The sequence below is a fragment of the Prevotella sp. C0209C1 genome (assembly GCF_056583855.1).
The window spans coordinates 1-26,367 of sequence record NZ_JBWPJP010000034.1; the positions used below are offsets into that span (position 1 = coordinate 1).

General features: G+C 34.5%; 21 protein-coding genes, 2 tRNA genes and 1 pseudogene. 12 read left to right on the forward strand and 12 right to left on the reverse strand.

The annotated features are described in order from the left end of the window. Positions 1-116 precede the first annotated feature (116 nt). The 3 genes from AC1DCD_RS08800 to pncB all read right to left on the reverse strand — a co-directional run bounded on the left by AC1DCD_RS08800 (position 117) and on the right by pncB (position 2,956). Positions 117-1,091 (reverse strand): aminodeoxychorismate synthase component I, encoded by a 975-nt coding sequence (locus tag AC1DCD_RS08800; protein WP_036856837.1) that lies wholly within the window; start codon positions 1,089-1,091, stop codon positions 117-119. Further along, positions 1,088-1,660: an anthranilate synthase component II gene (locus AC1DCD_RS08805; protein WP_008446951.1), complete on the reverse strand. Its 573-nt coding sequence runs from the start codon at positions 1,658-1,660 to the stop codon at positions 1,088-1,090. The genes AC1DCD_RS08800 and AC1DCD_RS08805 overlap by 4 nt, the downstream gene beginning before the upstream one ends. Positions 1,661-1,750: 90 nt before the next feature. Next, positions 1,751-2,956, reverse strand: a complete 1,206-nt coding sequence (gene pncB / locus AC1DCD_RS08810) for a nicotinate phosphoribosyltransferase (RefSeq protein WP_464641194.1) — start codon at positions 2,954-2,956, stop codon at positions 1,751-1,753. Between the two features lie 273 nt (positions 2,957-3,229). Here pncB and AC1DCD_RS08815 point away from each other — a divergent pair, with 273 nt between their 5' ends. Together AC1DCD_RS08815 and AC1DCD_RS08820 are read left to right on the forward strand one after the other, a co-directional pair. Beyond that, positions 3,230-4,045 (forward strand): Nif3-like dinuclear metal center hexameric protein, encoded by an 816-nt coding sequence (locus AC1DCD_RS08815; RefSeq protein ID WP_464641192.1) that lies wholly within the window; start codon positions 3,230-3,232, stop codon positions 4,043-4,045. A 39-nt stretch (positions 4,046-4,084) separates the two neighbouring features. Next, positions 4,085-4,909, forward strand: coding sequence for a zinc ribbon domain-containing protein (locus tag AC1DCD_RS08820; protein WP_008446935.1), 825 nt, complete (start codon positions 4,085-4,087; stop codon positions 4,907-4,909). Positions 4,910-5,067: 158 nt separating this feature from the next. Here the strand turns inward: AC1DCD_RS08820 and AC1DCD_RS08825 are convergent, their stop codons facing one another. From AC1DCD_RS08825 to AC1DCD_RS08845, 5 genes are all read right to left on the reverse strand, one after another. After that, complete coding sequence (locus tag AC1DCD_RS08825; protein WP_353587010.1) at positions 5,068-5,532, reverse strand: MaoC family dehydratase; 465 nt, start codon at positions 5,530-5,532, stop codon at positions 5,068-5,070. A gap of 115 nt (positions 5,533-5,647) precedes the next feature. Beyond that, positions 5,648-5,718 (reverse strand) — tRNA-Gly (locus AC1DCD_RS08830). Between the two features lie 6 nt (positions 5,719-5,724). Further along, positions 5,725-5,797: transfer RNA gene (locus AC1DCD_RS08835), tRNA-Thr, on the reverse strand. A gap of 130 nt (positions 5,798-5,927) precedes the next feature. Further along, positions 5,928-8,102 carry a tetratricopeptide repeat protein gene (locus tag AC1DCD_RS08840; RefSeq protein WP_464641190.1) on the reverse strand — a complete coding sequence of 725 codons (2,175 nt, stop codon included), beginning with the start codon at positions 8,100-8,102 and terminating at the stop codon, positions 5,928-5,930. Positions 8,103-8,208: 106 nt separating this feature from the next. Continuing rightward, positions 8,209-10,512 (reverse strand): transglycosylase domain-containing protein, encoded by a 2,304-nt coding sequence (locus tag AC1DCD_RS08845; RefSeq protein WP_060933183.1) that lies wholly within the window; start codon positions 10,510-10,512, stop codon positions 8,209-8,211. Between the two features lie 191 nt (positions 10,513-10,703). Between AC1DCD_RS08845 and pyrB the strand changes: the two genes are divergently transcribed. Together pyrB and pyrI are read left to right on the forward strand one after the other, a co-directional pair. Further along, positions 10,704-11,651, forward strand: a complete 948-nt coding sequence (gene pyrB / locus AC1DCD_RS08850; protein WP_008446953.1) for an aspartate carbamoyltransferase — start codon at positions 10,704-10,706, stop codon at positions 11,649-11,651. Between the two features lie 27 nt (positions 11,652-11,678). Next, complete coding sequence (gene pyrI, locus AC1DCD_RS08855) at positions 11,679-12,134, forward strand: aspartate carbamoyltransferase regulatory subunit (RefSeq protein WP_024992617.1); 456 nt, start codon at positions 11,679-11,681, stop codon at positions 12,132-12,134. Between the two features lie 116 nt (positions 12,135-12,250). On the opposite strand, the gene mltG is transcribed toward pyrI, so the two are convergent. Beyond that, positions 12,251-13,285, reverse strand: a complete 1,035-nt coding sequence (gene mltG / locus AC1DCD_RS08860; protein ID WP_464641187.1) for an endolytic transglycosylase MltG — start codon at positions 13,283-13,285, stop codon at positions 12,251-12,253. A 139-nt stretch (positions 13,286-13,424) separates the two neighbouring features. On the opposite strand from mltG, the gene AC1DCD_RS08865 reads away from it, so the two are divergent. Beyond that, a complete protein-coding gene (locus AC1DCD_RS08865) occupies positions 13,425-14,066 on the forward strand; it encodes an HAD family hydrolase (protein WP_008446955.1) in 642 nt (213 codons plus the stop codon). A gap of 53 nt (positions 14,067-14,119) precedes the next feature. Here AC1DCD_RS08865 and AC1DCD_RS08870 read toward each other — a convergent pair whose 3' ends face one another. Further along, on the reverse strand, positions 14,120-14,791 hold the full coding sequence (locus tag AC1DCD_RS08870; protein WP_008446939.1) for a Crp/Fnr family transcriptional regulator: 672 nt from the start codon (positions 14,789-14,791) through the stop codon (positions 14,120-14,122). Positions 14,792-15,250: 459 nt separating this feature from the next. On the opposite strand from AC1DCD_RS08870, the gene AC1DCD_RS08875 reads away from it, so the two are divergent. The 3 genes from AC1DCD_RS08875 to AC1DCD_RS08885 are packed head-to-tail and all read left to right on the forward strand — an operon-like array spanning position 15,251 to position 16,738. Further along, entirely contained in the window at positions 15,251-15,901 is a 651-nt protein-coding gene (locus tag AC1DCD_RS08875; protein ID WP_052045038.1) for a master DNA invertase Mpi family serine-type recombinase, read from the forward strand. Next, positions 15,873-16,340 carry a DNA modification methylase gene (locus AC1DCD_RS08880; protein ID WP_464641184.1) on the forward strand — a complete coding sequence of 156 codons (468 nt, stop codon included), beginning with the start codon at positions 15,873-15,875 and terminating at the stop codon, positions 16,338-16,340. The genes AC1DCD_RS08875 and AC1DCD_RS08880 overlap by 29 nt, the downstream gene beginning before the upstream one ends. Further along, a complete protein-coding gene (locus AC1DCD_RS08885) occupies positions 16,337-16,738 on the forward strand; it encodes a BREX-1 system adenine-specific DNA-methyltransferase PglX (RefSeq protein WP_231551766.1) in 402 nt (133 codons plus the stop codon). Before AC1DCD_RS08880 ends, AC1DCD_RS08885 begins: the two co-directional genes overlap by 4 nt. On the opposite strand, the gene AC1DCD_RS08890 is transcribed toward AC1DCD_RS08885, so the two are convergent. Beyond that, positions 16,724-20,581, reverse strand: a complete 3,858-nt coding sequence (locus tag AC1DCD_RS08890) for an Eco57I restriction-modification methylase domain-containing protein (RefSeq protein ID WP_464641182.1) — start codon at positions 20,579-20,581, stop codon at positions 16,724-16,726. The two genes, AC1DCD_RS08885 and AC1DCD_RS08890, sit on opposite strands and share 15 nt — an antisense overlap. Before the next feature lie 147 nt (positions 20,582-20,728). Continuing rightward, a complete protein-coding gene (locus AC1DCD_RS08895; RefSeq protein WP_464641180.1) occupies positions 20,729-24,088 on the reverse strand; it encodes a helicase-related protein in 3,360 nt (1,119 codons plus the stop codon). 312 nt (positions 24,089-24,400) lie between these two features. Between AC1DCD_RS08895 and AC1DCD_RS08900 the strand changes: the two are divergent. From AC1DCD_RS08900 to AC1DCD_RS08915, 4 genes and pseudogenes are all read left to right on the forward strand, one after another. Continuing rightward, positions 24,401-24,718 (forward strand): annotated as a pseudogene (locus AC1DCD_RS08900) (transposase); the annotation flags it as partial. 117 nt (positions 24,719-24,835) lie between these two features. Then, positions 24,836-25,195, forward strand: a complete 360-nt coding sequence (locus tag AC1DCD_RS08905) for a Spi family protease inhibitor (RefSeq protein WP_156098375.1) — start codon at positions 24,836-24,838, stop codon at positions 25,193-25,195. Further along, positions 25,167-25,634 carry a C10 family peptidase gene (locus tag AC1DCD_RS08910; protein WP_197053073.1) on the forward strand — a complete coding sequence of 156 codons (468 nt, stop codon included), beginning with the start codon at positions 25,167-25,169 and terminating at the stop codon, positions 25,632-25,634. The genes AC1DCD_RS08905 and AC1DCD_RS08910 overlap by 29 nt, the downstream gene beginning before the upstream one ends. Before the next feature lie 10 nt (positions 25,635-25,644). Beyond that, entirely contained in the window at positions 25,645-26,058 is a 414-nt protein-coding gene (locus tag AC1DCD_RS08915; protein ID WP_019036942.1) for a hypothetical protein, read from the forward strand. The last annotated feature ends 309 nt before the right edge of the window (positions 26,059-26,367 follow it).

Consider the following 26,367-nt stretch of genomic DNA (forward strand, 5'->3'; position numbering starts at 1 on the left):
GAATTGCTGAGAACACCAGTGTATATCGGTAGTTAAGGAGGATTCTATCCTGCAAAATGAGCTATAGGTCGAATATTATTTACTAAAACAAATATACACTTTAAATAATAAAGCCATTATTTTGGGATATAAATCTTTTCAATTACTTCATTGTATTCTGATATACAACTACTATTCACGGTAATGCCACCACCACTACGAAAGAAATATTTTCCTTCTATTTCCTCTATATATCGGATTAATACACCACTATCTACACGTTCCCCATCATAATATCCAAAAACACCTGTATAAAACCCACGCTTTTGACCTTGTTCTGCTTTTCGTATAATCTTAGTAGTAGCAACTTTTGGGGCACCTGAAACAGAGCCTGCTGGTAACATTGACAAAATAATATCACCTAATCGTTTTTGCCAATCATCTTTAAGTGTACCTTTTATTTCGCTGCTGACTTGCAAAATAGAACGTTGAAAAGTATCTATTTTATTTATATATCTATATTTTACCACTTGTATATCATTAGCATTTAATCCTAAATCATTACGAAGTAGGTCTACTACAGTAACATGTTCTGCTGCCTCTTTAGGATTATTAAGAATAGTTTCTTTAGCATTTTTTACAGTAGCATCTATTGTTCCCTTCATTGGAAAAGTAGAAATTGTATTACCATTTATACGCACAAATATCTCAGGAGAAAAACATACGAACTTTTTAGGCACAAAGAGACAATAAGGAGCATTTGATGTTTCGAATATTTCAAGCAGCGAAGTTTTACAAGTAATAGGTGTTTGCACTGTTAGATTAGTTAAAAACGAGTCGCCACGATGTAAACCTTCACTAACAATATCAAAACGTTTTTTATAAGTTTTAAAACTTATTGGTTTCGCTATAAGACAATCTTTTATATGTTTATTTTTAACAAGACTATTACCTCCCAAAGGTGTTCGAAAAAGAACCTTTTGCTGTTCAAGAGGGTTTTCTATAAAAAAAGCATTCTCTATCTCAAAGTCGAAAGCAAAAAGAAAAGGAATTTTACTTGCTGCACAACGATTCATCTCTTTCACAACAATCTCTGGTCTCTCTATTTTCATAGATTATAAAAGTTTTGAAGTATTTGTAATCCACATGAAGTCATAAACGACTCTGGGTGAAATTGAACACCATACAAAGGCGCATTACGATGTTGCAATCCCATGATGATACCCGTTTTAGTTTCTGAAATAATTTCAAACGAACATGGTAAACTATTCCTTTCCACAACCCATGAATGATAACGTGCTACTATTATATAACTATTCAAATGCTTAAAAATAGAAGATTTATTATTAATGACAACCTGTGATGTACCTCCATGAACAGGGATGGGTAACTGACATAATCTTGCTCCATATGCCTCAGCTAATGCCTGATGCCCTAAACATACCCCCAAATAAGGAACTCTATCCTCTATCTTTGTAAATATTTTCAACAGGCTACCAGCTTCACAAGGTAAGCCCGGTCCTGGAGATGCAACGATACGATGATATTTATGCAATTTAGAAAAGCAAACTTCATCGTTCTTTAATACTTCAAAAGTTTCATTTTTGGGGGCAGCTAACTGTAACAGATGAAAAAGATTACAAGTAAAAGAATCGTAATTATCAATAATTAATGTGCGCATTTATATATAGATATTGTATTAAAAATAAATAGCTATTGCTTTTATTTATATTATTTTACATCTTTAATAAAAGTCATTATCTTCTTCTAATTACTCCTGAAAATGTATTAATTTCATAAATCTCTCTATCACATCTGGCTTCCCTGTATGTTTTCCTTTATCCTCTGAAATTTTACACGTATCGTTAAAATATGGCCAAGACTCTGTTATTTTTACTGCAACAAGTTTTATAACAATATTACGAGGCTTTACACCTGTAAAATCATTTGTAAAATGAGTCCCTATCCCAAAAGATGGAATAACTCGCTTGCATGCTACTCTATTTAACTCTATAACGCTATCAGTATCTAATGCATTAGAAAAAACAACTTGTTTTGTTTTAGGATCAATGCCAAGTGATTTATACTTTGCACAGATCTTATCTAACTGATCATAATTATCACCAGAATCTACACGCAAACCCTTAAACATCTGAGCAAAATTTTCCGCAAAATTATAAGAAAATATATCCCATCCAAAAGAATCGTAAAGGAAAGTTCCTAAGGCACCACGAAAAGTATGACTCCAAGCTTCCATTGCAATATGATTAGCCATCTGAGGTCCAAACATACCTCCTATAGCACAAATAAATTCATGAGCCATAGTTCCAACAGGGGTTATATCATGCTTCATCGCTAAATAAACATTACTTGTACCAACAAACTTTCCTGTCCATAACCTACTATTAGCGCAATCTTTAAGAGCTTTAATAGCTGTATCTTCTGCTACCAAACTTGCACGACGGCGAGTTCCAAAATCAGAAAAAACACAGCCAGCTTCTAATAAACGCTCTGCCTTATGGTATGTTTTATTATATAACTCTTTATAATCAAGTTCTTCTGCTTGACCATTAAATATATAATACAATTCTGAAATGATTGCAAGTACCTTTACCTCTAGCAATATAGTATCTGCCCAAAGACCTTCAAACTCAATATGTAAATAGCCCTCCTCAGTTTGCCATACCTTTACCCATCTATGATCAAAACGATAACCTCTTAGATAAGTTAAAAACCACTCGGGCAAAAAGGTACATTTACGCTTCATAAAGTCTATCTCTTCATCACTAATAACTATATTTTCTAATAATTCTATTTGATGTCGAACCTCTTCAGCAAACCCGAAAGGATAAATTGTGTCGTCACGGTCTACAAACTGATAACGCACTTGAGCACGCGGATAGTTGTCAATAACAGCACAACACATTGATAACTTATACAGGTCATCATCTGTAAAATGATTTATAATTTGACGCATCTTCAATCTTAACATGATAAATATAACAATACCTTCATGACAAAACTAATTTGCCAATAAAATATTTTAAGAAACCAAAAGTATAAAAAAAATATATAAGCACAAAATATAACCGAAATAAAAATATAACAATCATATAAATATAAAATCCCCATACAAAAAGAAAATATCTGTTTTAAATAATATTAAATAGCTACTATAGTATAGTAACCTTTTAGCATAATTGTTGGCAATATGCTATAAAATATATACCTTTGTATCCTAAATAATTTTATGCATAGCATGAAAATAAAGGAAGTTATTAACGCCCTTGAACAATTCGCACCTCTGCCATTGCAAGAAAGCTACGATAATGCTGGCTTACAAATAGGATTAACAGACGTGGATGTCTCAGGGGTTTTATTATGTCTTGACGTAACAGAGCCTATTATAGATGAGGCTATATATAAGGGATGCAATCTTATTGTAGCCCACCACCCTCTTATATTTCACAAATTAGCTCATATAACTACTGAAACTTATGTGCAACGCACAATTATAAAAGCTATACAAAATGGTATTACAGTAGTAGCCATGCACACTAATATGGATGCTGTATGGGGAGGAGTAAATAATAAAATAGCCGAAAAACTCCATTTAACTAATCTTCGAACATTTGGAAAAACAAAACAAGTAGCTAATAATATTAAAGGTGAAATTACTTATGCCTCAGATGGTATTATAGGAGACTTTCCTGTTCCTTTAGCTGCTGACGATTTTATTATATTGCTTAAAAAATGTTTTAAAGTAGAGTGTCTTCAAGCAAATCAATTGTTAAGGCGTAACATAAAAACTATTGCTCTTTGTGGTGGTTCAGGAGCTTTCCTAATAAAAGATGCCGTAAAAGCTGGGGTTGATGCGTTTGTTACTGGAGAAATAAGTTACCATGATTTTTTTGGTTATGAGCAAACAATACAACTTTGTGCTATTGGACATTATCAAAGTGAGCAATTTACTGTTGAAATATTTAAAGCTATCATAGAGAGAGATTGCTCTAAGGTAAAATGCTATCTATCTAATATAAACACTAATCCTATTATCTACTTGTAACAAAAACAAAATAACAAAATTAATATATAAATAACAATTATGGCAAAAAAAGATCTTAAGGAGTTACCAGTGGAAGATAAACTAAAAAATCTTTTTGCTTTGCAACAAACCTTGTCTACCATTGATGAAAAGCGTGCATTGCGAGGAGAGCTACCACTTGAAGTACGTGATTTAGAAGACGACCTTGAAGGACTTCATACTCGTATAGAAAAAATAGAACAAGACATAAAAGATTTCCAACACTCTATTACACAGAAAAAAGGAGAGATCATTGAAGCAGAAGCTAGTCTTAAACGTTACAACCAACAGTTAGAAACTGTTGCTAATAATCGTGAATACGATTCTTTAACAAAGCAGATAGAGTTCCAAACATTGGAAATTGAGCTTTGTAACAAAAAAATAAAAGAGGCGCAAATTAAAGTAGAAGAGAAACAAGCAGATCTTATAACAACACATGAACAGCTTGATAACAAGCAACATGCTTTAAATGATAAACGTAACGAGCTCGATGACATAATGCAGGAGACTCGTGAAGAAGAAACTGAACTAAAGTCAAAAGCAAGTGAGCTTGAAACAAAGATCGAACCTGGACTACTTCGCAGCTTTAAACGCATTCGTAAAGGAGCTCGCAATGGTTTAGGTATCGTTTATGTGCAACGTGATGCGTGTGGAGGCTGCTTTAATAAGATTCCACCTCAGAGACAATTAGACATTAAGATGCACAAGAAGATTATTGTCTGTGAATATTGTGGCAGAATCTTAATAGATCCCGAACTTGCTGGAGTTAAGGTAGATCTTCCTGAAGATAAGGTTAAGAAGCGTAGAGGTCCACGAAAAAAAACAGAAGAAAACGAAGATATATAATTAAGTATAATATAAAATCACAGCAAACCCCTTATATCGTAAATTATAAAAGATATAAGGGGCTTATTTTATTTTAACACATTTGTTTTAATCATAAATTTGCACAAGCCTAAAAAATATATTTTACTAAAATATCTATAAATAATAAAGATAATATTTTAGGCAAAATAATATAAAAATGTTGCTATTCCTTCTAATGCAGGCTTGCGCTGTCCTTCTATTTCTATCTGAAATTTAATCCCTGCACGACAAATACCACGAAGATTTTCTATTGTATCAAGATTTGCTACAAGTCTTATACGTGATCCTGTTATAACAGGATTGCCAAAACGCATTTTATCCATACCGTAATTTACCATCATCTTCAGATTATTAACCTTAATAATCTGATTCCACATATATGGTAGTAATGACAATGTAAGATAGCCATGCGCTATAGTACTATGATAAGGCGACTCCTCATTAGCACGCTTTGTATCTACATGTATCCATTGATGATCAAGAGTAGCATCAGCAAAAAGATTTATACGATCTTGATCTACTGCAAGCCACTCACTCTCACCTAACTTCTTACCTAAATATGATGCAAACTCATCATAACTATTTATTAATAACTGTTCCATGATGTTTTGGTTTGTCTTATATTAATTATTATATTTCTTTTTTATAGACTACAAAAGTAAGAAAATAAAATTAAAAAAACGACCTCCTAAATATAGGAAATCGTTTTCAATCTTGAGCGGAATACGGGAATCGAACCCGCCTCCCAGGCTTGGGAAGCCCGTGCACTACCGATGTGCTAATTCCGCAATATGAGCCGATACCGGGACTCGAACCCGGGACCTACGCATTACGAATGCGTTGCTCTACCAACTGAGCCATATCGGCGATAAAAATTTATAAGAGTGTGCTGCGTTATCACTCAGACGTTCTTTATCTTAATCCGAAACAGCTACCAATACTCAAATCCGATACAAAGGTACAATATAAAATAAAAGTGAGCAAATTTATTTTTATTTTATTTTTCTACCAGTGCTTGCATCAATATTTTAGAAACGTCTGATATACCATATTTGTCGAGTAAATCTTTATCACGCGCAAATTCACGATCTAATGATGTTTCCGATTGATTAACATGTGTAGCCCAACGTTTAAATAATTTAGAAGCTTCATCTATATCGCCTTTAAACCACCTTGAATAACCAGCATTAAGATAATCTTCAGCCTTTACAGAGGGCATTTCTAATAATTCTGTATATACATTATATGCTTTTTCTATATTATCATCTTTAAGCATTATCCACGCAAATAGTCGCTTTACATTTTTATTTGTATCATATTTATAATATACCTTAAATATCATACTCTTTGCCTTTTCCAATTTGTCTAAATTCAAAAGACATAGTGTATAGTTAAGTGTATATGATAAATTATTAGGATGTTCTTTCATCAGTTGAAGATAAAGTTTTTCTGCTTTATCATACATAGAAACAGATAACAGACCTTTAGCATATCCTTCTAAAGCCCACTCGTTAGATGGATCTAATGCTATTGCCTTGGTGAAATCATTAAAATTCACCATAGGTAGAGCTGCCTTAGCTGAAAGAGCATAATAATCTGACTTTTCTTCTTTAAAGGTGCGTAGTAAGCTACTTGTCTCATACTTCATTTTACGTTTATAAAGCTGGAAAGCAACTTTTAGCTTATAAGCATCTAACCCTGTCTTCTCAAAAACTTTATTTATAAAGAACAGAATATTTGGAGATTCTAATGTAACTTTTATCTGATTAAAAGGATTAACTATACCTGTTAAATTTGGAAATAACTCAAAAAATCTATAAAGGTCTTGTATAAACATTCTACGAATGTAAGCTGGTGCGCATAAATGTTCTACATCTAATCCGCCTAATGGCATCAAAGTAGCATTACTATAAAGAGCCTCTTTCATCTGAGGTGGAATCCTATCAATAACAGCTCCTAAAGCACAGGTAAATGAATATTTATCCGACTCACAGAAAGCCCCGTTTTTAACTAATGTGTCTATTATCTTATCAGCTCCTACCTTCTCACATACCTGCCTAAGCCCTGGATGTTCTGCATAAAATGGAGAAAACCATGTTACTATAGATCGAAAAATGGGAAAAGATTTCATCTGGCGAAATCCTCCAAAATAAACATCTGAGCCATTTCTGAACATCTCTCCCATCTTATTAATATTATCCTCCATCTTTTCCATCATTTCTTCCTCTGCATGTGCATTAAAGATATCGTCCTCGCTAATTTTATTTTCGAGATTAATGCCTATTCTGTCGCTCTGTAGATTTTGAGCTTTAATTATATCTGGCATAATATCTCGTTCTATAGCAGCATTATCTTTTTTAGCATCTTTACTAAGAAGAAATTGTATCTGAAGATCATAAAGAGTCTTTGCTATATTTTTATTACAACAAAGATCTTCTATGATTTTTTTATACTCATTATAGATAAAACCTTCTTCACTAAGCATAAGAACCCAGCCTACTAATGCTCGCTGACGTACACCTTCTTCTGTAGCTTTGCTATAAATATTTACAAGCAATTTAAACTTGTTTACATCAAACTGATTCATACCACTCATCATAACAGCTGCTATGATAATCTGTTGATCAATTACATCTATAGTTGGTGCTAAAAGAAGTTTCTCATAAAAATCACGTTCGTCATCATTCCATTGCAAGGAAATAATAATAGTACTAAATAATCTGTCTATAAAAACAAGATGCCTTTCATAAAGCTCTTCTTGTTTTTGTTTCCTAACTACATCTTCCTTTAATGACAACAATGCTACATCAGAGACAAACTCCTCTAAAACAGTACGTAAAAAGTCATAACTTGTATTTAAATGATTGCTTTTACGAAAAGAATCAATATATATAGGGGTGTGCTTACAATGCCAGCTAACCTTTAAATTAGCTGTAACAGCATATAATCGCTGCAACAAGGTTATATAAAGGTCATCACGATGAGGATCTTCAACATTCTTCTGCATATATTCAAGCAATAAGCCAAAACTCATCTTTATATTCTCAAACTCATCACAACCCAATAATGATGGTTGCTCTTTATATAATAGATCTAGTAAACTTATTGCTCTACTAATATTTTTTTTTCTCAAATGCCCAAGAGCATTATCTAATAGTTCTTTTGCGTTCAATGGTTTGTAATATTAATATGTAAGTTATATAAGCATTTATAAATTTGATAAAAAAATAAATTTTATACCCTTAAATGTATTATAAGATATAACCTCTTTATATTCATCAAAAATATTCTTCCTGAATACCATTAATACTAACAGTATCAGTAACTGCACATGAATTAAAATTTGGAGGAAATTTAAATTTTGCAGAAGAATGGTATCCTAAACGCTTATCGGCATAAATAAGTTGCATATAATATGCCCAAACAGGAAGAGCAGTAGAGGCTCCTTGTCCAAGTGCAGTAGATTCAAAGCGGATATCACGATCTTCTCCACCTACCCAACAACCATTAACAAGCTCCGGAGTTATACCCATAAACCAGCCATCTGAATTGTTATTAGTAGTACCAGTCTTACCTCCTATATCACCTGTATAATTAAGATAGCTACGTAAGCGGCGAGCTGTTCCTCCATTAACTACAGATATAAGCATTTCTAACATCTGATTAGAAGAGGCAGAAGATATAACTTCTGTCATAAGTGGTTGAAACTTTGCTAACACATTGCCATGACTATCTTCTATCTTTGTTACATATAATGGAGCACAACGAATACCATTATTTGCAAAAGTAGTATAAGCACTTGTCATTTCACCCACTGAAACTTCACAAGGTCCAAGACAAAGAACTGGCGAAGCATTCTTATCTATATCAGGATTATTAAGACCAAAATCATGCAAAATATTCACAAATTGAGATGCTCCTAAAAGATTTATTAAATAAGCAGAAATCCAGTTATTCGACTGTTGCAATCCCCACTTTAAAGATACTTCTTGACCATAACGAGCTCGTGAGCCATTACGTGGCGTCCAACCACCATAAGTACGTTGTATATTAGGTGCTGTAGAACATGGTGTCATGCCGTTTTGCATGGCTAAGGCATATAGGAAAGGCTTAATAGTAGAGCCTACCTGACGTCGTCCGCCCATAACCATATCATATTTAAAATGCTGATAATCAATACCACCCACATAGGCTTTTACTGCACCTGTTTTAGGATCCATACTCATAAAAGCTGAACGGAGAAATGATTTATAATAACGAATAGAATCTATTGGAGTCATTACAGTATCAACATCGCCATGATAAGTGAAAATAGTCATTTCATGAGGAGTACGAAAACTACGTTTTATCTCGTCTGCTGTAGCTCCCTGCTCTTTTAAGGTAATATAACGATTGCTACGCAAACAAGCTGCATTTAATATTGCTTTTATCTGACGTCGAGAAAGATTTGAAGAGAAAGGAGCATTCTTTTTATATCTGCTTGCTTGATTAAACAAAGTCTGAAGTTTGCCACCTACTTGCTTTCGTACTGCTTCTTCTGCATATTGCTGCATTCGTGTATCAATGGTAGTATAAATACGAAGCCCATCAGAATTAACATCATAAGGCTCTCCGTTACGTTTAAAGTTTTTATTACACCAGCCATATAAAGGATCTTGTTCCCATGCTATAGAATCAAGAACAAAATCACGCATACGCCACGACTTATAATTTGCACGTTCAGGCTTTACTGCCATCATATACCTACGTAAGAATGATTGGAAATAATTAGCCGATCCATTAACAGGCTTGTCAGCAGAATAATGAATACCAAGAGGCTTACTACATAGCTCTAAATACTCATCATGCGTAAGATAACCCGACTTTGCCATTTGCATCATAACCGTATTACGCCTATCCAAGCAACGATCTGGGTGGCGTAAAGGATTATAAAGAGATGGATTCTTACACAAGCCCACTAAAAGTGCTGCCTCTAATATATTAAGATTTTTAGGCTCTTTATTAAAATAAACATTAGCTGCTCGCTTTATACCTACAGCATTATGTAAAAAGTCGAAATAATTAAAGTACATCGCTATTATCTCTTCTTTTGTAAAATAACGCTCTAACTTTATCGCTATTATCCATTCTATAGGTTTTTGAAGCAATCGCTCAAAACTACTATGTGCCTTTTCTGAAAATATTTGCTTAGCTAACTGCTGAGTTATCGTTGAGCCTCCTCCGGCATTCTGCTGACGCATAACACCACGCTTTAATATTGCACGACCTAAAGCAATGAAATCAACACCAGAATGTTCATAAAAGCGCTCGTCTTCTGTAGAAACCAAAGCATGAACAAGGTGTGGAGAAAGGCTGTTATAACCCACTGCTACGCGGTTAGCATTATCTTGATTCCATGTTCCAATAAGCTTCTGATCAGAAGAATAAACTTGGGAAGCAAACTTATCTATAGGGTCTGAAAGCTCGTCCATTTTAGGCATATAACCTATCCAACCATTCCAAACAGAAATAAAGAATATAAATATTACGCTTACTATGGCTATAAATAACCCCCAAAGAATATGTACGAAATGCCTTCTCATTTATCAACTCATTAAAAATCCTATCTATAGAATTAATGAAAATATATGCAAAGATACCTCTAAATAAGGAAAGAGCAAAATAAATAAAAGTTTTTTTGATAAATAGAATTTTTTCTTCTTTTTAGGTTTGATAGTATAATGATTTTCTGTAACTTTACCATCAGAATATAATAAAAATAGTTATCTGACTAATGGAAAATCATAATTTTGTAAACATTAAGACGCTAAATCGAGATGAGCTACTACACTTAATCGAAATGGCGCAAGAGTTTGAGAAGTATCCTAACCGTGAGCTTTTAAAAGGTAGAGTTGTAGCAACATTATTTTATGAGCCATCTACACGCACACGTTTAAGTTTTGAAACAGCAGCCAATAGGCTCGGAGCTAAAGTTATAGGTTTTACAGATGCTAAAGTGTCAAGCGTTAGTAAAGGTGAAACTCTCAAAGATACTATTTTAATGGTTTCAAATTATGCAGATGCTATCGTTATGCGACACTATATCGAGGGAGCCGCACAATATGCGTCAGAAATAGCTCCTGTACCTATTATTAATGCTGGCGATGGAGCACATCAGCATCCTTCACAATGCTTATTAGACCTGTATACCATTTATCAAACACAAGGTAGGCTCGAAAATCTTAATATCTTTCTTGTTGGCGACTTAAAATACGGTAGGACTGTACATTCGCTTATCATGGCAATGCGACACTTTAACCCTACTTTTCATTTTATTGCACCTAAGGCGTTAGCTATGCCTTTGGAGTATAAGGCCTATTGTAAAAAACATAATATAAGATATATAGAACACGAAGAGTTTACTCCTGATATTATTGCTAATGCCGATATATTATACATGACGCGTGTACAAAAGGAACGCTTCTCTGACCTAATGGAATATGAACAGGTTAAAAATATTTATATACTACGCAAAGATATGCTCTCGAAGGCACGTGATAACATGAGGATACTACACCCATTACCACGTGTTAACGAAATAGCATACGATGTCGATAACGATCCTCACGCTTACTATATACAGCAAGCTAAAAATGGGCTCTTCGCCAGAGAGGCTATATACTGCCATTGCTTAGGAATTACATTAGAAGATATACGTAAAGATAAAACCATTATCAAGTAAAAAGAAAGAAATATGTCAGAAAAGAATATGTCAAAAAAAGAAAGGCTCGTAGCAGCTATCCAGAACGGAACTGTTATTGACCATATTCCAACAGAAAAAACTTTTCATGTTGTAAACTTATTACAGCTCCAGAAGCTCGTCACACCTGTTACTATAGGCTTTAACTTTTCATCGAAGATGGTAGGCTCAAAAGGTATTATTAAGGTAAGCGATAAGTTTTTCACAGATGACGAAATTTCACGTTTATCAGTAGTAGCACCTAATGTTGTACTGAACATCATTAAAGACTATGAAGTGGTAGAAAAGAAAAAAGTAGTAACTCCTGACGAGCTTCGGGGCATTGTAAAATGTAATAATCCTAAGTGTATTACAAACAACGAGCCTATGGAAACTATTTTTAATGTAGTTAATAAAGAAAAAGGTATATTGAAATGTCATTATTGCGATAAAGAGCAACATATAGACAAAGTAGAACTAATATAGGAGCTTAGCTTTTTTATATACACATAATAGCAAGCTCCTAAGCACTATTCTCTCACCGACTGGTTTTGAATAAGGAACTCTTTTAAAAAATAGTTCCCATATAGTCTTTTTCTTTCTTAATTAATACCTTTCTTATCTAAAGCCTTTGCATAGTTAGAAGCATTAACTTGATGTTCTTCATAAGTTTTGGAAAAATTATGTGTACCACTAAAGTCTTCTTTAGCACACATATACATATAATCATGATGCACGTAATTAAGCACTGCATCAATAGCTGCAACAGAAGGTATACGGATAGGTCCTATAGGTAAGCCCTTATATCTATATGTGTTATAAGGGCTATCTGTAAGTGTCCATTTTTCATAAATACGATGTGCTGTAAAGTTGCCTGTAGCGTATTTCACTGTAGGATCTGCCTGCAAACGCATACCTTTTTTATAACGATTCATATACATACCTGCTACCATAGGCATCTCGCCAACATTATCAGTCTCTTCATCTACTATGCTTGCTAAGGTAATTACTTCTGTTGGAGTAAGTCCCATCTGTTTAGCTTTCTGTAATCGACTAAAATTCCAAAACTTTTTACTACCATTGCTTATTTTATTAAGAAATTTGTCTAAAGAAGTGTTCCAATAAAAATCGTATGTGTTAGGTACAAACATCGCAATAATAGTAGTTGGCGTATAACCATATTTTTTGCAAGTCTCTGCATCTGTTATCTTATTCATAAATTCTGTACGGGTAAACATCATCTGCTTGCACACATCATCAGCTAAATCGCCAAGTGTTCGCACACTTCTAATAGTTAAACTCACTGGAGCTTGCATACCATTGCGAATATGACGAAAGGTCATAAGTGCTCCACTATTACCTATCTTATATCTACCTGTGCGAATATTATTGCCATAACCCACCAACCTTGCCAACTGCTTATAAGCTATTAAGCTATAATGTGTTACTTTAGGCTTTAATTTATATAAAATAGAATCTGGAGTATCATCTTTATCTACTGTAATATAACTTACCTTACCATTATTCGACATACCTGAAAAAAATGCCGAATATACTCCTAATATCACAATCAAAAAAATGAATAGCAATACTATTTTTGCGTGTGATGAACCTTTTTTCTTTTTGTTTTTACCCATTTTACTTCTCTTATTTCTTAATAAAGATGTGCAAAGATAAGTATTTCATCATTTATTTCTTAATTTTGTACTGCAAAACAATTATAACTTAACAACATTTCGCAATCTATAAGCTTATAAAAACAATATTGACATAAAAATGAAAGAATACGATACTTATATTTTTGACCTCGATGGTACTTTACTTAGTACACTTGAAGATCTTGCAAAAAGTACTAACTATGCTTTACATAAAAATGGTATGGCTGAACATTCTTTAGAAGATATTAGAATGTTTGTGGGAAATGGTGTAAAAAAACTTATGCAGCGTGCCATTCCGCATGGAGAAAACAACCCTAAATTTGAACAAACATACGCTGACTTTAGGCAACATTACTTAAAACATAATCTTGACACTACGCGCCCTTACGATGGCATTCCTGCTCTACTTACAGAGCTTAAACAGCGTGGCAAGCACCTTGCCATAGTCAGCAATAAGTTTTATACAGCTACAAAAAACCTTGCTTGCCATTTCTTTTCTGATACTATAGATGTTGCAATTGGAGAACGTGAAACAATAAAAAAGAAACCTGCCCCTGACACTGTTCTTGAAGCGTTAAAAGAATTGGGAGTTTCTCGCAAAGGGGCAGTATATATTGGCGATAGTGATGTAGATATAATGACTGCTAAAAACTGTAATCTTCCCTGTATAAGTGTACTGTGGGGATTTAGAGATAAAGATTTTCTCTTAAAACATGGAGCTACCACTTTTGTTAGCAACCCTAAAGATATACTATATTAAAGATGCGTTATAGATAACATAATGCTTATAACAGATATACAATAATCAAATTACTATTTTAGCATCTTTTTCTTATCTAATATAGTAATATCTTTCCCTTTGATAGTAATAGCACCATCTTTCTCAAAATGAGATAACACTCTTAATAAAGAAAACTTCTGAATACCAAAAGAATCAGCTATTTCTTTTCTTGAACGTGTTAGATGTATGCTATTACTACCTTGCTCGCCTGCACACTCTAATAAGAGATATGCTACTTTCTCCTTTATGGTAAACAAACTTAAAAATTTTATTTTCTGAGTGAGAAACATATTTATATTAGATAATATTCTAATAAAATTCATTCTTAAATGCTCATCGTTATCAATGAGTTTTTTTAATTCTTCTGGGCGCAACCTGAGAATTTTTACACGGCTAATAGTTTCTACACTTACTGGCATTTCTTTGTTTTGAGCAAAGATAAGTGCAGGAGCTATAATGTTTCCTTCAGACAGCTTACTTACCTCTACCTGTTTCCCTGAAAGCGAAGCCATACGGCATACCAAAGTACCACATATAATAATATCTGCATACTTACAAGGCATTCCTGCCAAAGCATATACATCATGTGCCTCTAAATTAATAATACTATAAGGAGTATTGATAAGAGTCATTTCGATCTCTATCTCATTCATCTCAACAAAGAGTGGACAATTCTTAAGCGATTCAATTATTCTCTTTTCCATACCTACAAATTTACAAATAAATTAGTATAAATTATCTTTTAATGATAGAGTTTTACTATTAAGAATTAATATACTTAGAACGCAAGCTGCTTTATTAACATATAAACGAGCAAATATATATGTTAAAAAAATAGGATATTAAGACAGAAAAAGATATAATTTATAAGAAAAAAATAAATTATTTTTCTCTGAAAAATAGATTAAAAATACATCAAAAATAAATTATTTTTAATCAACAACTCTATTCTTTTTTATCAAAATAGATCATTTTTCCTTATTGTATATATAGCTATTAATCGCTTAAAGCAAGCTCACTATATCTACAGTATCACTTATCATACACTTGATCTTCGACCTCGCCGTTACTCAAAAGACATACCATGTACAAAGAAGTTTGGTATTGAACAACACAAATATCCATTTATATTTGTGAAAGTAATAATTATCACACATACAATTATGATTTACGGATATATTAGAGTAAGCAGCGATAAGCAAACAGTGGAAAACCAACGTTTTGAGATTAGCAAATTCTGCGAGAAACGAAATCTTTTAGTTAATGATTGGATAGAAGAAACTATTAGCGGTACAAAGAATTATACCAAACGGCAGCTGGGGAACTTGTTGAAGAAAGTTAGAAAAGATGACATAATCATTTGTAGCGAGCTGTCTCGGCTTGGGCGTAACTTGTTTATGATAATGGAAATTCTCAATATATGTATGGTTAAGGAATGCCGAGTATGGACTATTAAGGACAACTACCGTCTTGGAGATGATATCCAGAGCAAAGTCCTTGCCTTTGCCTTCGGACTCTCTGCAGAGATAGAGCGTAACCTCATCAGCCAGCGCACCAAAGAGGCGTTAGCGAGGTTGAAATCAGAAGGAAAACAAATAGGACGAGGTTGTGGGAGAAGGAATAACCAACTTAATTCTAAGTGTTTGGCAAAACATGACTATATATTAAAAAAACTGTCCGAAGGTGTTAGCATACCTGCTATTGCTAAAAAGATAAAGGTTGCAAGAGGGACATTATACAGGTATCTTGCATATACTGAAATAAGATTGCCGACAAAATCTGTTAATGGAAGATGGGAAAGAGGAATCTATTAATAGTGTCCAGTTTTTGAAGACAGACCCAAAAGCTCGATATCAAGGGTATTCATTCTACTTTAGGGAGGGATTGTGCTGGAGTGATATAAATACTACTTTTTTAAAATGTCGCAAAAAAGAAAAAAGTATTCATGATGTTAAAAGTATGAGCATCTTTGGAGTTTCTGATTTGGTTGAAGAAGACTATATCATTACTCTTATTAATTCTACTTTTATTAGTTATTATGTTGACAATTTTGTTAACAACACTCAGACTTTCCAAATAAACGATGCACGACAATTACCAGTCATTATCCCTCGAAAAGAAGAGAACGAACAGGCTGTTAAGTTTATTACAAAAGCTATTGAAATAAAGAAGGGTGTATTATCGGCTACCGAATCGCTTGACACCATTCAAAAAGAAGTTGACTTATATGTTGAGAAGTTATATCATCTTTGAAGAAGGAGGGATTTTGTTGGATAGATGTAAATTCTACATATCTAAAAGCACGCATTAAATCAAAGGGCGTATTTGATGTGCTAAGTATGAGCCTATTCAGTATGACAGAACTGCCTGATTGGTATTATGTTAGCTTGATAAACTCAGAGTTTATAAGCATGTATGTGGATAACTTCATCAACAATACTTCTCACTTCCAGATTAATGATGCACGTCAACTTCCAATAATCATACCTTCGCCTTATGAATTAGAGATATTTAGGCAAATCAGCGTGGTCTCCATTGCAGCTAAGAGAGATATTTTTTCTTCTGCTATTTCTACCAATTTTGCAGAAGAAAAACTTAATGGCAAGCAAACTGAACTTGACAAAGCTGTACTCAAATTATATTCGATATAGTGATAGTACAGCATTATCAATTTCATTCTCAATGAGTAGCAAATCAGTATCAATACAGTCTGTTTCAGAGCCTGTCTCTAAAGCAGACTTTTTGATGCTAATAACTTTATCTATAAGTGACTCAATATTTTGCAACTCTTCTGAACTAGGTATGATAATCGGTATTTGCCTACAATCATTTACTTGAAAGTTAACCGTAAAATTGACATATGCTTCTGTATACTTATTTATTAATAGAGAATTTCCAACTGCTAAAATCAAGCTATTTGAAAGAAATTTATGTTCACATAGATGCAGCGTCATAGATCCTACATCATTAACGCCAATAGGAGCCATACGAAATTTTAAATCATTAGAACTTCTCGTCCCATTAATTAAGTTCCAACAAAATCCCTCCCTAAAGTAGAATTGTGGATTACGAACAACTGGCATACCTTCGCCCTTTTTGCCAGAATTAGTCTTCAAAAACTGGACGTTCTCTTTAGACCATGCAATGGCAAATGGTGTTTCAAGATACCACCTATTTCCATCCTTATCCCCTTTGTCATAGGGTACATAATAGTTCTTTGAGGTATCTATTCCATTTTCTTTTTCTTCTTTGGACAATTCATCAACGTTAGCTAATTCACTATCATCTATAATCTTATAAATGTATCCTTGACCAAAAATATCACGTCCATATTGCTCCTTAAGAGTATCAAATAATGTTGCTATCTCTTTCTCTGAAAGTGTATCAAGAAAAGCCTTTTCGTTAGCAAAGTTTGCCAGCTGTGGAACACGCACTTTTTTCTTATTTATAGCTTCGGCTAATTTTTTAGGACGAGATTCTATAATATTTTTTGCCCATTTTGTAGAACGACGAACAGCGATATATTTTCCGTTGTTCGCTGTTGCAAGCCCTTGTCCTCCTTCAGTCAAACATCCAAGTAGAGCCACATCACCTGGCTTTAGACTGGCTCGATACGTTTCAAGCTCTTTTTGGTTCTTTGCAATTTTCTTTGATGTCTCTATTTTATCCCACCATTTATCAAACAGTTCTTTGACCTTCTTTCCATATAATTCATATATACGAAGATTTAGGTCTGTAGGTTTAAAGATAACAGAATTTTGCGTATTAATAAACACACTCTGTTTAATTGGTGCATATTGTAACGGGACTAAAAGATCTTCAGTCCCATCGAAGAAACAGACTTTATGCCCTTCTGGCATAGGAAGATTTGCAGTCTGGGTTATACAAGTATCAACCATTACAGCCTCAAAAGGATTAGCCGTATCAAAGATATAGTCGATTCGCTTTGACAAAATGAGGTCGCGCATATTGCGCTTAGTCTGTGTTGTCCAAAAAGTTTTTGGAGTAATATAGCTAAGCACCCCACCCTCCTTACAAAGAGAAAGCCCTTTGAAGGTAAACAAGTTATATGTATCATCAGAGAAGCCAAACTCCTTCTCATAACGTTTTTTATCCTCTTTTTTGACTCCCTTTGTTGAAATATATGGCGGATTACCTATGACGATATCAAATTTTTCTTTGAGGCAGAACATCCATTCTGGGTCAAAGAATGTAGAAACAGAATTTTGATCGTATGGATTCCATTCTGTTATTTGTTTTACAGCCGCCTCAAAGCCTACGATTTCTCCTTTACTCTTTTCTTTTCTTATGTTATTTTCAAGGGTACGTATCTGAGCGTTGAGCTCATCACGCTTTTTCTTATTAATATCCTCACGGAATATAGCATCAGGCGATTCTACCACACCAAACAGGTTTACCTCTGCAGGGCGAGTTTTGTTGACCCACACTTCCTTTTCATATTCTTTGAGATTAACTTGTAAACGCTCTACTTCTTTCTCTAAAACAGATATAACAGAGGCATCAGGCTCTGTAGAGTGTTTTACTATGTAATTCATTATCTCTTCTCGCTTAGCCTCGTCCATGCGCTGGCTTTGCCTTTTCGCTTTTCTTCCTTTTGCCAAAAAGTGTTCGTTTCGTATGTTAAGAAGTTGTTCCTTAAGTTGAGAAAGTTTTTCGTCAGCAGTCCAATCGTTTTCATAACTTCTAATGTCAGCACTTATAAGAGAGTTAGCTGCAACAAACTTTGTTTCAAGGTTAGGCAAAGTATTGATTCCGAAGTTAGTTTCAGGGCTATTAAAGTCTACATTAGTCTGTTCGCAGATAAGAGAGATAAAGAAACGTAATTTACAAATAAGCATAGCTATAGGCTGAATATCTACGCCATATACACAATTTTCTATAATAGATAGCTTAAGGTTGTATCTGTCTATATTGCCTTTGCTGAGTATTTCTTCCAGTTCTACAATTCTATGAAGACAGCCCATAGGAAAGGCACCAGAGCCACACGCAGGGTCAAGTATTTTGATGTTTTTCAGAGCCTCAGCAACATCATGGCATGTGCTAACGTTCCAATTAGCCGGTATATTCTTCTTCACAAACAATTCATTCAGGCTATTTGCATCAATGCCTAAACTGTCTTTCCCAAGAAGATAACTTTTGATAGACTCATCTACCATATAATCTACTATCTCACGCGGAGTATAGAATGAGCCTGTAGCTTTTCGTGCAGAAACATGCGTCTCTTCATTGAAATCTGCCAATAAATTCTCAAAAACTCGTCCAAGCAATTCTGGGTCAAGTGAAACTACAGCATCTGTAGGAGAGTTTTCTTCTATGGTAAAGTTATACTGGCTAAGTAAATTGATAAGACCAGGGTGTAGCTCATCATCATTAAAGAAAAGAATATTGGGAATAAATGCACGATACTTAAAGTTTCCATTAGATGAACGCGTTCCATTACGGCTGAAGCCGTCGTATAGCACATCGTACTCCTGCTTTAGATATAATCCTTTAGGTTTATCCAAACACTCAAACAAACCTCCATTGAGAAATGGTACTTTAGCAAACAGCTTTACCACTTCATCTTCTGAAATACTAAACATTTCAGCATAACGATACAGGTTACGAGTATCACGTGCTGACTTAGCTATGGCAAACTGGCGTGAACTACCTTCTTCATCAATAATAGCACAATTGAGTGTGGCAAAAAAAAGGTTTTGCAAAATGGCATTATAATAGTTACCATTGTCTGTAGCATAGGGATTGAAATCAACAAGGATTTTCTTTAATTGTGCTATGTCAAAAATATTATTTGGCACCAAATTCTTTTGCTTGACAAACCAAACGAAAAGTAAGCGTGTTATAAGCCGAATCAACTTCACATTCATATTCTCCCTGTCGTCCTTCTCTGTGTCAGGATTGTTAGGAAAAGTAACATTCACTTCATCAGACAACGCCCATTGATACCACGAATATAATTTGGTATAGAAATCTTTTGATAGGGCTTCTACTGAGAAAGCTTCTTTTAAGTTGGCGAAATTTACACCCTTGTTCTGTAGGTTAGAGAAACGGCTGACAGCCGTATTATAATAGCTGCCACTATCACCAAACACGAATGTATATCGTTTGGGCGAAGTGCTTTCACCCTTAATGTCGCACACAAAAGAAAGTCGCCAATTGTTACCATCGTCAAAAACAACTAAAGCTGCATCAACCAAATAGCGGAGATAAGGCTTTACTATCTGGCGTAATCCAACACGGCGATTTTTAACAGAAGTATTTGTTTTAATATAAAACAGACCTATTTCGTAATTGTCGGTTGTAGCTTTCTGACCAAGGTAATAACCCTTTCCCTCAGAGGGATCAAGTTCTAATTGTTCCGGCACTTGGCGGATAATCTTAGCGCCTATGAAGTTAGTTAAAAACTGTGTCCATTCTTTCAGGTTGAATTTGCTTTGAAATATAGTGCTGAGCTGTTCTGCTGTGTATGCCATAATTTATTCGAATATTTAATTTGTTATTGAACATCCTCACACTCGACAAAGAAAACCTATTTTCTTTGTACTCGCTTATTCGAATGTTTAATTTGTCTTTGAACATTCTCACACTCGACAAAGAAAACTTATTTTCTTTGTACTCGCTTATTCGAATGTTTCAGATGTTATTATTTTTGATTGTTGATATTGATTCTCTGTCTCTTTTCTTTCTTTGCAGATGTAGTAATGGTCGTATAAGCTCTCTAAACGCATTGAAAGCAGTGGTTTGAGAGTGGATAACTGAGTGGTTTTCTTCTGTTTGTTTAATTCGCGGCTCAATCTATTAATGCTTAATGTGAGGTTAGAAAATATGCCATCGTTAACATATTGCTCTATCACTCGTATCTTATTGTGTATATCATCATAGCTAAACAGGCGTTTCATTTCGCGTAAAAAAGCCAATGCACTAATAGCGTTCTTGTCTTTCTTCCTCTCAGCAATAGAAATATCTGTGGTCTCTACAGCTGAAGTTTCCTGCTTATAGGCAGCAAAAGCTTTACGCACATGCGTATAATGAACATCTTTAACGGCTTCCATATTGCCAACAGGCTCATCTTGCTTTGCACGTAGCCATTCAGCTGCTTGCAAGAATTCCACTGGCAAAGGGGCTTCGTTGCCCGTTATCCGATAGAACTGCGACCGCTGTCCTGTAGCAATATATACAATGGTAGATAGAGGGGCTACACCATGAGGTCTATGCACAGCCGAGCGAACTGTACGGCTCTTACAAGGTAATTTTTTTATCTTGTTATAAAGGTCTTTGTTCTTTGTATAAAGTTCACGTATTTCACGTATAAGCTCCAACTGCTTATCAACGTTGTCACGCACTTTATCATCAAAGAGCTGGAATTCACGCAGCATCTCCTCACGCGAGTACACTTGAGCATCTTCGCCAAGTGCAGAATGAAACCCTTGCAGCTTTATAAGGGCATTGGTATATAGCTGAATCTGCTTGTCGCCATCATTAGAGGGATAGAACATATAATTATAGATATGGTCAGATGTAGAACCTATACGGTTTACACGACCTATGCGCTGCATCAAGCGTGTAGCGTTCCAAGGCGAGTCATAGTTGACAATGACATTAGACCTATGTAGGTTAACCCCTTCGGCAAGCACATCGGATGAAATAATGATATTATATTTATTTTGCTTCTCGCCAGAGAAGTTAGCATCAAAATTGTCCCGGATACTATTCAAAACTGCTTTTCTGTTGGAAGCACTGACAACAAGTACGTCAGTGCGGTGCAAATCATTTTCCAGTCTGTCACCTAAATAGTTAATGGTATCAACACTTTCTGAGAAAATAACAAGCTTACCTTCTTTGTTGAGCTCTACCTCTTTGCCATTTATATTTTTCGTATGGCTCATCAACTCAGACTCAAGAAGTCCTTTGAATTTATCATATTTTGGGTCTTTTTCTACCTTATCCCAAAGGTCCGTTAGTCTTTTAAGCTTTTCAGAATCCTCACGAAGTTTCTCGATGTATTCAGGATTGAAGTCTGCCTGAGTAAAAAGTATATCATCTTTGTTATATCCACGATGCAAAGCTTTCTCAATAATAGCATCTATCTCTACATTGTTTGCCATCATTCCTTTCACATCAATATCGGGTGCAATGAGGATATTATTTTCATCCCACATTTTAATCATGTCATTAGTGATACGAAGGAATGTATGTAATGATTTTTTAAAAGCATAAAAACTGCTTTCAAGTCGTTTTACCATGTGAACACGAAACATACCAGAGAACACACGTGCAAACTGTATGGCATTACGATACTTCGAAGCCTTTTCCCCAATAATATACTCAATGGCGCGATATCTCGCAAAATGTAATCCAATACCGTTAAGGTTATCTTCGTCAGGTGTATCGGTAAGTATTGTAATGGTGTTATAAAAAAGTTTGCTCAGTTCCTCATCCAGCTGATATATACATTCATTTGGCTGCTTAACATTGGGGAAGTGAATTCCCTGCCGTATGAGGTCTGCTTTGTATTCATCATTGTTCCAAAGATTCTTGCGAGTTCTACGAACAAGGATTTTATCAAGAACTCTTGTGCGCATTTCTTCATAAATTTTATCAGCAGCAGCGGTTATCTCGCTGTTGTCGGTCTTGCCACGCTTGCGCATAAGGTCATTATACTGCTTAATCCATGGTTGAAACAATGTTATAATGTTAGTAATGCCATTAAGAGTAGGCTTGCGAGCGTTTTGGAATAACAATATCAGATTACGAAAATCCTCTGGACGGTTATTCAGTGGTGTAGCAGATAATAATATAACTTTCTTTTGTACACCTTCTATCAGTCCTTCATTAATACGTGGAGCCTTACATATACGTTGCAAATCATCATATCGACCAGAGGTGTCTGTGCGAAAATTATGTGCTTCATCAACAATTACAAGATCAAAAATTTCTGGATCATCATAATTATCACTCCCTGCTATGATTTTGTTCAAACTGCCGTTTGTAACAAACTGAGTATACTTTGTGAGGCTAAAGTCATTAAAAGTGCCAAGCCAGTTTTCTTTAACAGCAGGAGGATATATTACAAGAATCTTAGTATTCTTGCCATTTTCTTCAACAAAACGCTTAGCTATCATGGCTGCTACAATCGTCTTTCCTGTACCAACCACATCAGCAAGAAAGAAACCATTATACTCCTTTAGCATCTGAAATCCCTGAATGACTGCGTCCTTTTGGTATTTCAACTGCATATAGCCTTTTGGCAAATCAAGTGTAAAATCGTCTTCTACCTGATTACCAAAAGCATCTATCAAGACTTTCATAAAAATTTCATATGGAGTAGGAAAACTTTCAAGATGAGTCTTTTTGCGGATTCGTTCAATATCTTCAGCTGTAATTGGTATTCCCTCGCTCCATAGGGTTTCAAACTCATTTTTACAATATGCCACATCGTCATAGTCTTTCATAGCAACATTCAGCTCATATCGAGGTGGTTGGGTTATACCCAATCCTGAATCGGAAATGTTAGACGACCCCATCAACACCCATCCGTCTGTATTGGGACTAAAAGTGTGGGGCAGACACAGATAAAACTTAGCATGAAGGTTCTTCGACTTATGAATGCGCATATGCAACTTGCCCGAAACAATGTCATCACAAAGTTGAATAATGCCATCTTCTATATCTTGTGAATATTGAGCATCCTTGACGTCTTGTATAAAGTCCTTTGTGTAAATTTCTCTTGCTTCATCTTCACCGTCAAGCATAAGCAATGCTTGATTATGTCTTCTGAAAATTCTATCAATATTAATCCCCACAAGAATCCTAATATCTTGTACGTTAGCCAATTCTTTTCGCAGCTTAAAATAACCTGACGAACGGAAATAGCCTACAACAGCAAGGAAAGAATGAAAGTTCGGCATTCCATCAGCTATACCTTTAAATTTGTCAAAAAGAGAATTGCCAATATTGTTATTGAAAAATTTAGTACTCATAAACTTTCTATTTTATTAATTCTTTTGGTGAGATATTAAGAATATCTGCCACTTTGAAGATGATGGCGAGATTAGGTTGCTATGCTCTTTCTTCTGTCCCATTAAATGATTGTATATCTCAATATTAGTTACAAAGATATGAACTAATAATAAATAAAACGAAGAAAAATAGAATTTTCACGATACTGGAAATAATTGCCTTGTGAGAGAACAAAGAAGTAATAGCTCTTTGATAGCATGAGACCTCTGCAAAACTTATTGTTGAAGATTTACTCATTTCATCATATTTTTGTACCTTTATAGCATGAAACAACGCTTGTTTATGCCGACAAGGGTTATAATTCTACTGCAAACAAGGATGTATTCAAACGTATGAAGCTCAAGAGTCGTATCATGCACAAAGGAGTAAGGGGATGTAAGCTAACGGAAAAAGAGCAGCGTGTTAATGTAGCCATCAGCAAGACACGGTACAAAGCGAAACGTACCTTTGGATCTATTCATAGATGGTTTCATGGTGGCATAGCCAGATATGTAAGTTTAGCTAAGACTCACGCACAACACATCATGGAGGCTATTGCCTACAATTTATATCGAACGCCAGGAATAATTGTGTCTAATTCTCTCAAATAAAGGGAGAATATGAGATGGAAATAGAGCATATACAGCCTAAAAATCAAAAAATATAGACTGCAAGTGAGCCAATAGTGCTCAAAAAAAAAGTAAAAAAGAATTGATAAATATATATTTATGAGAGGAAATAAGCAATCAAGAAAGATTGAAAAAGTTATAGACTTAGCAAAAGAACCTCGGTTTAGATCAAGCAATATTGTAGATGAATTTGCTGATAATTTCTATATCGTTTCATTCTCAAATGCAAATGGATATGCAATTGTATCCAAAGATAAAAGGTCTTTTCCCATTTATGCGGTGTTAGACTCTGGTAAATTTGATAAATATGCTCTTCAAGAAAAAGAAATGAAACCATATATCCAAAATATGATTGCAGGTAATAGTAAGGAAATTCAAGATTACCAAAAGAAAATACAGCAATATAATATGGCATATCAAACAAGAGGAAATGAATATCAATGCAACAAAATTTCTTAGAAAAATAGTAGGAGATCATATTGATTCTAGATATGACAATTGTATTGTCGGCAATGGCGATTTCGATGGGTATGGGTGGTCTGAAGATAAACGAGTTGCTGAAGATTTCTTTAATCATCCACATGCTTTTATTATAATGACTGCATCGTCTGGTTCTCTCAATTATGTTTCTTATCATACTTTTGTGATTGACGGAATGATTGAATTTAAGAAAAGAATAAAAGGTAGCGGATTTCTTGGAACTGGAATGTTTAGAAAATGGAGAGATGGCATAAGGCATCTTTATCATGTAAATGCTGGCTGGAAAGGTTCTTCTAATGGTTATTATCTCTATGTTCAAAATGTGAACGATGAATTTGAGTATACAGGGAGCAATGATGCAATGGATTATCGTTCAAAGACAGCCTATCTTATTTTATGGTCAAAACAAGATAAATAATATACGTATAATGAAAAAGTTTTGTTTAATTATTACAAGTCTTTTATTTCTTGTATCATGTTTGTTATCTTGCGATGACATTAGTCAAGAGCCACGTGTAAAACAAGAATATTTGTCTTTTACTGCAAAAGGCGGCAAACAAAATGTAGAAGTGGTGTTGAAGCGTTATTCGTGGAAATTTTGTGGTCTGTTAGACCCGGAACGAAATTATGTAATGATTGATTCTGAAAAGATTGAGAATGAAGTATTGGAGAATGGTGTTCAACGAATTCACTATGACTGGATTACATTCCTCATTTCAAAAGACAAAAAGAACATAGAGGTGATTGTAGATAAAAACTATACAAAAAAAACAAGACTAATTGTTTTTGATGGCTTTGGGGAACGAGTTGATTTTAATTTTAGGGTGTTTCAAGCCCCATAAACCCAAAACGGTCATAAAAAGAAAATATACCAATTTAAAAGTTGGAAGTGTATAAACGAAAATGGAAATAGAAAGGATAAAAGAGAAGAATAGCTTACACACTTTTATAGGACAGTACCAAATCAACTTTTCCGAGCTAATCTAAGAGGAGTCAGAGACAAGAAGTTTTTCCTATTCAGAATTGCAAAACTATACGCCTATCCCCACTGATTTTCTACTGAGCCCTAATTTCGGGTCAGTCGTAAAACCCAGTTGCAAGCCTTCTCCTCTCAGGCACATAATTTCATAAGCCTGTAAAGGAAGAAAGGA

Coding starts and splice junctions, on each gene's coding strand:
- pyrI (WP_024992617.1), top strand. CDS start 11,679: ATGTCAAAAAAAGAAAGGCTCGTAGCAGCTATCCAGAACGGAACTGTT.
- AC1DCD_RS08820 (WP_008446935.1), top strand. CDS start 4,085: ATGGCAAAAAAAGATCTTAAGGAGTTACCAGTGGAAGATAAACTAAAA.
- AC1DCD_RS08890 (WP_464641182.1), bottom strand. CDS start 20,581: ATGGCATACACAGCAGAACAGCTCAGCACTATATTTCAAAGCAAATTC.
- AC1DCD_RS08870 (WP_008446939.1), bottom strand. CDS start 14,791: ATGGAAAAGAGAATAATTGAATCGCTTAAGAATTGTCCACTCTTTGTT.
- pncB (WP_464641194.1), bottom strand. CDS start 2,956: ATGCGTCAAATTATAAATCATTTTACAGATGATGACCTGTATAAGTTA.
- mltG (WP_464641187.1), bottom strand. CDS start 13,285: ATGGGTAAAAACAAAAAGAAAAAAGGTTCATCACACGCAAAAATAGTA.
- pyrB (WP_008446953.1), top strand. CDS start 10,704: ATGGAAAATCATAATTTTGTAAACATTAAGACGCTAAATCGAGATGAG.
- AC1DCD_RS08880 (WP_464641184.1), top strand. CDS start 15,873: ATGGAAGATGGGAAAGAGGAATCTATTAATAGTGTCCAGTTTTTGAAG.
- AC1DCD_RS08910 (WP_197053073.1), top strand. CDS start 25,167: ATGAATATCAATGCAACAAAATTTCTTAGAAAAATAGTAGGAGATCAT.
- AC1DCD_RS08805 (WP_008446951.1), bottom strand. CDS start 1,660: ATGCGCACATTAATTATTGATAATTACGATTCTTTTACTTGTAATCTT.
- AC1DCD_RS08800 (WP_036856837.1), bottom strand. CDS start 1,091: ATGAAAATAGAGAGACCAGAGATTGTTGTGAAAGAGATGAATCGTTGT.
- AC1DCD_RS08915 (WP_019036942.1), top strand. CDS start 25,645: ATGAAAAAGTTTTGTTTAATTATTACAAGTCTTTTATTTCTTGTATCA.
- AC1DCD_RS08845 (WP_060933183.1), bottom strand. CDS start 10,512: ATGAGAAGGCATTTCGTACATATTCTTTGGGGGTTATTTATAGCCATA.
- AC1DCD_RS08895 (WP_464641180.1), bottom strand. CDS start 24,088: ATGAGTACTAAATTTTTCAATAACAATATTGGCAATTCTCTTTTTGAC.
- AC1DCD_RS08825 (WP_353587010.1), bottom strand. CDS start 5,532: ATGGAACAGTTATTAATAAATAGTTATGATGAGTTTGCATCATATTTA.
- AC1DCD_RS08905 (WP_156098375.1), top strand. CDS start 24,836: ATGAGAGGAAATAAGCAATCAAGAAAGATTGAAAAAGTTATAGACTTA.
- AC1DCD_RS08875 (WP_052045038.1), top strand. CDS start 15,251: ATGATTTACGGATATATTAGAGTAAGCAGCGATAAGCAAACAGTGGAA.
- AC1DCD_RS08865 (WP_008446955.1), top strand. CDS start 13,425: ATGAAAGAATACGATACTTATATTTTTGACCTCGATGGTACTTTACTT.
- AC1DCD_RS08815 (WP_464641192.1), top strand. CDS start 3,230: ATGCATAGCATGAAAATAAAGGAAGTTATTAACGCCCTTGAACAATTC.